Here is a 6,727-nt window from a genome sequence, read left to right on the forward strand (position 1 = left end):
GGGCGCCGTGGGGGCGTTGCCCGCCCCGCGGGTTCGCCACGCCGACCGGGCACTCCGCCGGTCCGCCCCGGCGCCATCCGGCCGCCGCGGACTCAGCCGGCGACGGCGGTGTCGATCCCTTCCTCGTCGGCTCCGGCGAACACGAAACGGCGTCCCCCGCCGTTTTCGCCGAGTACATCGCCCCGTCGGCGCGGCGCAGCAGATCGACGAAATCCGAGCGGACGCCGGGCGGGTCGAAAGCTGTGCCCACACTGGCCGATACAGGCACCGGGCCGGCCGACGACCACACCGGGTCGCGCAGTTTCGCCACGATCCGGTGCGCGATATCGGCCAGCGCGTCGCCGTCGCGATTGACCGCGAGCACGAATTCGTCGCCGCCGTACCGGCAGATGACCGTGTCGGCCGGGCAGGCCTCGCGCAGCCGGTTGGCCAGCTCCACCAGCACCTCGTCGCCGACGGCGTGGCCGTAGGAGTCGTTGATCTGCTTGAACCTGTCCAGGTCGATGAGCAGCAGGCCAACGCAACTGGTCGGGTCGTCGGCCATCTGGCGCACCCTGTCCTGGAGCAGGGTGCGGTTGGCCAGATCGGTGAGCGCGTCGTGGGTGGCCTCGTGGCGCAGGCGGTGCTGGAGCGCGGCGATCTCCTGCACCCGCCGCGACACCTTCGCCGACAGGCTCTGCTCCTGCTGGGCCAGCGCGCGCTCCTGCAGGGCCTGGGCGTAGCTGTCGATCGCCTGGCTGGCCACGAACGGCCAGCGGGTGGCCACCAGCGAACCGGGGCGCCCCGAGGGGAAACCGAGCAGCCAGCGGCTGGCCTGGGCCAGCATCCTGGTGCGCTCGAAGGGCGGCTCGGCCATGCGGGCGCCGAGCATCCGCGCGGCGGTGATCGGGAACGGCTCGTACCTGGCCAGGTGCAGCAGGCTTTCGACGATCTCGACGAGGACGGGCTCGAGTTGCTGCGGCGTGGTGTGCGAGCCCGGCTCGGAGCACACCGCCCGCGCCCAGGCGCGACACATCGCCGCCACCGGGGGTTCGATGTCGCTGGTCATCGCACCCACCGGCCCCGTTCGGTACTGCCACGCGGTAGTGCCCACCTCGTCAGGTGCACGGTCACCGCCCCCTTTCCAGATACCCCCGTCCGGCCTATGGATCGTAGCAAGGTGTACGCCCCTGAAAAATGGCGTTCTACAACGAGTTTTCCGTCGGTGAGTGCGACGGGTGAGGGTGTGATCGTCTCACCCTTCCCGGCGTCGCCCCGGGAGGTCCATTCGCTGGAAGGTCGCCGAGGACACGCCGGGAACACGCGAATGCGCGCGCGGCGCCGCGTCCATCGGACAGCGACGGCCGGAGCCGGTGCGCGCCTGCCCTCGCGACCCGCCCCCGGAGCCGGGAACTGAAACCTGTTCGCCCGCTCGCGCACGGGTGGGCGAGGCCGGGGTGAACGGACGCGACGGGGGTGGGGCGATTGGCGCAACGCGACGGTCATTCGGTACAGTCGGTGCGCACACGACATCGTGGCGATCCCATCGATGTCGTATGCCTGCGGGCGTAGTTCAATGGTAGAACCTCAGCCTTCCAAGCTGATGGTGCGGGTTCGATTCCCGTCGCCCGCTCAACGCATGATTCATCCTCGTCGGTTGCCTACCGCCGCGAGGCCACGGGGTGTAGCGCAGCTTGGTAGCGCATCCGCTTTGGGAGCGGAGGGTCGCAGGTTCAAATCCTGTCACCCCGACAGTCCGGCCGCCGACCCGGCCCGGGTGCGGATCTCCGACGGCCGAATCGTTTGCGGGAGCCGGGGCGTCAGTAGCTCATTTCTCACAGGCTCACGCCCGGCCAGGTCCAGTCGGCGACGACGGGGATGTCGGTGCCGTGTTCGCGGGTCCAGGCGCGGGCCGCGAAGCGCGCGTCGACCATGGCCTGCCGCAGGCCCGCAGCCTTCTCGCGCAGGGCGGGTACGCGGTCGACGACATCCATGACCAGGTGATAGCGGTCGAGGTCGTTGAGCATGACCATGTCGAAGGGCGTGGTGGTGGTGCCCTTCTCCTTGTAGCCGCGCACGTGCAGATTGTCGTGATCGGTGCGCCGGTAGGTGAGGCGGTGGATCAGCCAGGGGTAGCCGTGGAAGGCGAAGATCACCGGGCGGTCGGTGGTGAACAGGGTGTCGAACTCGCGGTCGGGCAGCCCGTGCGGGTGCTCGCTGTCGGGGGCCAGGCGCATCAGGTCGACCACGTTGACGACGCGAACCCGCAAGTCCGGCAGGTGATGTCGCAGGATCGCGGCGGCGGCGAGGGTCTCCAAGGTCGGCACGTCGCCCGCGCAGGCGAGCACCACGTCGGGGGAGGTGCCCGGCAGGTCGTTGTAGCCTGCCCACTCCCAGATGCCGATCCCGCGCGCGCAGTGCACCGCCGCCTCGGGCACCGACAGCCAGGCGGGCTGGGGCTGCTTGCCCGCCACCACCACGTTCACGAAGTGGCGTGAGCGCAGGCAGTGGTCGTAGACGGAGAGCAGGGTGTTGGCGTCCGGCGGCAGATACACGCGCACGATCTCGGGCTTCTTGTTCATCACCACGTCGAGGAAGCCGGGGTCCTGGTGGGTGAAGCCGTTGTGGTCCTGGCGCCACACGTGCGAGGACAGCAGATAGTTCAGGCTGGGCAGCGGCCGCCGCCACGGCACCGCGGCGCTCGCGTCGAGCCACTTCGCGTGCTGGTTGAACATGGCGTCGACGATGTGGATGAACGCCTCGTAGCAGGTGAACACGCCGTGCCTGCCGGTGAGCAGATAGCCCTCGAGCAGACCCTGGCACATGTGCTCGGAGAGGACCTCGATCACCCGGCCGTCGCGGTCGAGGCCGACATCGTGGGGGCCCTGTTCGGCCTGCCAGTTGCGGCCGGTGACCTCGAGGATGTCCTGGAGACGGTTGCTGGCCAGCTCGTCGGGGGCGAAGGTGAGGAAGTTGTCGGGATTGCGGCGGGTGACCTCGCGCAGCCAGCCGCCGAGGGCTCTGGTGGCCTCGGCCTTGATCGCGCCGGGCGCGCGCACCTTGACGCCGAACTCGCGCCAGTCCGGCAGCCGCAGGTCGCGCACCAGCGTGCCGCCGTTGGCGACCGGGTTGGCGCTCATCCGCCGCTCGCCGGCCGGGTTGAGGGCCAGCAGTCGCGGTACCGGCCTGCCCGCCTCGTCGAACAACTCCTCCGGGCGATAGGAGCGCAGCCACTGCTCGAGGGTCTCGCGATGGCCCGCGTCGGTGCGGGCGGTCGGCAACGGGACCTGGTGGGCGCGGAAGGTGCCCTCCACCGGCTCGCCGTCGACGACCGGGGGACAGGTCCAGCCCTTGGGAGTGCGCAGCACGATCATCGGCCAGGCCGGGCGCTCGGTGCTGCCCTCGGCGCGGGCGGCGTGCTGGATCTCGCGGATGCGGCCGAGACAGCCGTCCATGGCGGCGGCCAGCTCCTGGTGCACCGCGGCCGGGTCGTCGCCCGCCACCACGACCGGGGCGTAGCCGTAGCCCTCGAACAGGCTGAGCAGCTCGCGTTCGGGGATGCGGGCGAACAGGGTGGGGTTGGCGATCTTGTACTCGTTGAGCGCCAGGATCGGCAGCACCGCGCCGTCGCGGCCGGGGTTGACGAACTTGTTCGCGTGCCAGCTCGCCGCCAGCGGGCCGGTCTCGGCCTCGCCGTCGCCGACCACGCAGAAGACGGTCAGATCGGGATTGTCCAGCGCGGCGCCGAAAGCGTGCAGCAGCGAATAGCCCAGCTCGCCGCCCTCGTGGAAGGAGCCCGGCGTCTCCGGTGCGCAGTGGCTCGGCACGCCGCCGGGGGCGGAGAACTGCGCGAACAGCGCACCCATGCCGGTGGCGTCGCGGGGGATGTGGCTGTAGAGCTCGGAGTAGGCGCCCTCCAGCCAGGCGCAGGCGTTGGGACCGGGGCCGCCGTGGCCGGGGCCCGCGACGAAGACGGCGTTCAGGTCGTGCGCGCGGATCATCCGATTGGCGTGCACCCACACCAGATTCAACCCCGGCACGGTGCCGAAGTGACCGAGCAGGCGCGGCTTGACGTGCTCGGGCCGCAACGGCTCGCGCAGCAGCGGGTTGGCGCGCAGATAGATCTGCCCGACCGACAGATAGTTGGCCGCGCGCCACCAGGCGTCGACGGCGGCGAGTTCCTCGCGGCCGAGTGGGCCGGAGGCGTCGGAGAGTTCGTAGGGACGCGGCGCGACGGTCTCGCCGGTCTCGGAGGTCGTGCCTGGCCGTTGCGTCATGTGGATTTCTCCTCGCGAGCGCTTCTGTTGGCCGGCCACCCGGCCGGTCGCCCGGTGGGACCGAACACCGCCGGTGGATGGACGGCACACGCATCGGCCAGCCTACGCATCGCGGCGGCATCCGGCGCGGCGGCGAGCGCGGGCGTGCCGCGCGGGCAGGCGGTTTCGGCGCGTGCCCACCGGTGGTCTAGGGTCCGCCGCATGCAGAATCTCGCCAGGATCATCGGGATCGGCACCGTCGCCGCGGCCGCCTTCGCGCTCACCGCCTGCGGCTCCGACGACTCCGACACCGCCGCCAGCGCGACCTCGACCACCACGGCGGCGCGCGCCACCACCAGCGCCGCCCCGCAGACTTTCGGCCGGGAGTGCACCGCCGCCGACGTGCAGGTCACCGGCGGCTTCGGGGAGAACCCCACCATCACCCTGCCCGACGACTGCGACGCGCCGACCCAGCTGATCGTCGAGGACCTGGTCCCCGGCAGCGGCCCCGGCGCGCAGCCCGGCCAGGAGCTGACCATGAACTACTCGCTGGTCGGCTGGTCGGACGGGGAGAAGCTGGACAGCTCCTTCGACCGCGGCGAGCCGTTCCAGCTCATCCTCGGCGCCGGCATGGTCATCCCCGGCTGGGAGCAGGGGCTCGAGGGTGTCCAGCAGGGCGCGCGCAGGCTGCTCATCATCCCGCCGGAGCTCGGCTACGGCGCCACCGGCAGCGGCGGCGTGAAGCCGAACGAGACCCTGGTCTTCGTCACCGACGCGGTCGGCGTCGGCGAATAGCCGCCGGGACCGGCGTGGCGGAGCGGGGCGCTCGCGCCCGCCGGTCGGCAGGCGATTGCAGTCCCGTGACGGCGGTCAACTACCCTGGTCGGGATGCGTCACGCGCGCCCGCCTGGAGTCGCGCCCCCAGACACCAACGAACAACGAACCAAGGAGCATGTCCGTGAAGAGCACCGTCGAGCAGCTGAGCCCGACCCGGGTCCGGATCAATGTCGAGGTGCCCTTCGAGGAACTGAAGCCGGACTTCGACCGTGCCTACAAGGCCTTGGCCAAGCAGGTGCGCATTCCGGGCTTCCGCCCCGGTAAGGCCCCGGCCAAGCTTCTCGAGGCCCGTCTCGGCCGCGGCGCGATCCTGGAGCAGGTCGTCAACGACGTGCTGCCGGGTCGGTACAGCGAAGCCGTCACCACCGCCGAGGTCAAGGTCATCGGTCAGCCCGACATCGAGATCACCAAGATCGAGGACGGCCAGGAGCTGGCCTTCAGCGCCGAGGTCGACGTGCGTCCTGAGATCACCCTGCCGGACTTCTCCGAGCTCGAGGTGACCGTCGACGCCTACACCATCGGCGACGAGGACATCGAGCAGCAGCTGACCTCGCTGCGCCAGCGCTTCGGCACCCTGACCGGCGTCGAGCGCCCGGTTCAGGAGGGCGACTTCATCTCCATCGACCTGTCGGCCACCGTCGACGGCGTCGAGGTGTCAGAGGCGGCCACCACCGGCCTGTCCCACGAGGTCGGCTCCGGCCAGCTCATCGAGGGCCTGGACGAGGCCGTGATCGGCCTGTCGGCCGGGGAGTCCAAGGAGTTCACCTCCACGCTGGTCGCCGGTGAGTACGCGGGCAAGGAAGCCGTGGTCACCGTGACCGTGCAGTCGGTCAAGGAGCGCGAGCTGCCCGAGGCCGACGACGAGTTCGCCCAGCTGGCCTCGGAATTCGACACCATCGAGGAGCTGAAGAAGGACCTGCGCGAGCGGGTCGAGCGGGTGAAGAAGGTCGAGCAGGCGGGCGCCATCCGCGACAAGGTGCTCGAGGCGCTGCTGGAGAAGACCGAGGTGCCGCTGCCGGAGAAGGTCGTCCAGGCCGAGATCGACGCGGTCGTGCACGACGCCGTGCACGGTTTCGACCACGACGAGGCCAAGCTGGCCGAGGCGCTCGAGGCGCAGGGCTCCAGCCGCGAGGAGTTCGACAAGGACACCAAGGAAGCGGCCGAGAAGTCGGTCAAGACCCAGCTGCTGCTGGACGCCATCGCCGAGGCCGAGCAGACCCAGGTCGGCCAGGAGGAGCTCACCGAGCGCATCCTGTTCCAGGCGCAGCGCTACGGCATGTCCCCCGAGCAGTTCATCCAGCAGGTGCAGCAGGCCGGTCAGCTCGGCGCGGTGTTCGCCGACGTCCGCCGCGGCAAGGCGCTGGCCGGTGTGGTCGGCAAGGCCAAGGTCACCGACTCCGAGGGCAATGTCGTCGACACCAGCGAGCTGTTCGGCGCCCCGGCCACCGCTGAGGCGGAGGCTGCCGAGGCCGGTGAGCAGGCCGGGGAGAAGGCCGCCGATTCGGAGTGACCCCGCCGCCGGATCGGGTCGGTTCGCCGTGAACCGGCCCGTGGTGGCCTAGGGTTGCGGGGCTGGTGCTGCGCGCGATCGCGCACCTCGTTCCGCTGTGAGCGAAGAGGGGCGGTACCGGGAGTTCGGTGCCGCCCCGCTTCGT

4 protein-coding genes and 2 tRNA genes are annotated in these 6,727 nt (G+C 70.8%); 4 read left to right on the forward strand and 2 right to left on the reverse strand.

The features are described from left to right. The coding region (locus QH283_RS01315; RefSeq protein WP_280501189.1) for a GGDEF domain-containing protein at positions 1-1,048 on the reverse strand (1,048 nt) is incomplete at its 3' end. A 493-nt stretch (positions 1,049-1,541) separates the two neighbouring features. Here QH283_RS01315 and QH283_RS01320 point away from each other — a divergent pair. Together QH283_RS01320 and QH283_RS01325 are read left to right on the forward strand one after the other, a co-directional pair. Beyond that, positions 1,542-1,612: transfer RNA gene (locus tag QH283_RS01320), tRNA-Gly, on the forward strand. A gap of 45 nt (positions 1,613-1,657) precedes the next feature. Then, a tRNA-Pro gene (locus QH283_RS01325) sits at positions 1,658-1,731 on the forward strand. A gap of 83 nt (positions 1,732-1,814) precedes the next feature. On the opposite strand, the gene QH283_RS01330 is transcribed toward QH283_RS01325, so the two are convergent. Continuing rightward, entirely contained in the window at positions 1,815-4,256 is a 2,442-nt protein-coding gene (locus QH283_RS01330; protein ID WP_280501190.1) for a phosphoketolase family protein, read from the reverse strand. 201 nt (positions 4,257-4,457) lie between these two features. Here QH283_RS01330 and QH283_RS01335 point away from each other — a divergent pair, with 201 nt between their 5' ends. Continuing rightward, a complete protein-coding gene (locus tag QH283_RS01335) occupies positions 4,458-5,030 on the forward strand; it encodes an FKBP-type peptidyl-prolyl cis-trans isomerase (RefSeq protein ID WP_280501191.1) in 573 nt (190 codons plus the stop codon). Between the two features lie 163 nt (positions 5,031-5,193). Next, positions 5,194-6,582, forward strand: coding sequence for a trigger factor (tig, locus tag QH283_RS01340; protein ID WP_348538249.1), 1,389 nt, complete (start codon positions 5,194-5,196; stop codon positions 6,580-6,582). Positions 6,583-6,727 lie beyond the last annotated feature (145 nt).

Origin of the sequence: Nocardia farcinica, assembly GCF_029867845.1 — a bacterium.
Taxonomy (GTDB): Bacteria; Actinomycetota; Actinomycetes; order Mycobacteriales; family Mycobacteriaceae; genus Nocardia; species Nocardia farcinica_A.

Bases quoted from the DNA above. Each gene is read 5' to 3' on its own strand.
- QH283_RS01335 (WP_280501191.1), top strand. From the start codon at position 4,458: ATGCAGAATCTCGCCAGGATCATCGGGATCGGCACCGTCGCCGCGGCC.
- QH283_RS01330 (WP_280501190.1), bottom strand. From the start codon at position 4,256: ATGACGCAACGGCCAGGCACGACCTCCGAGACCGGCGAGACCGTCGCG.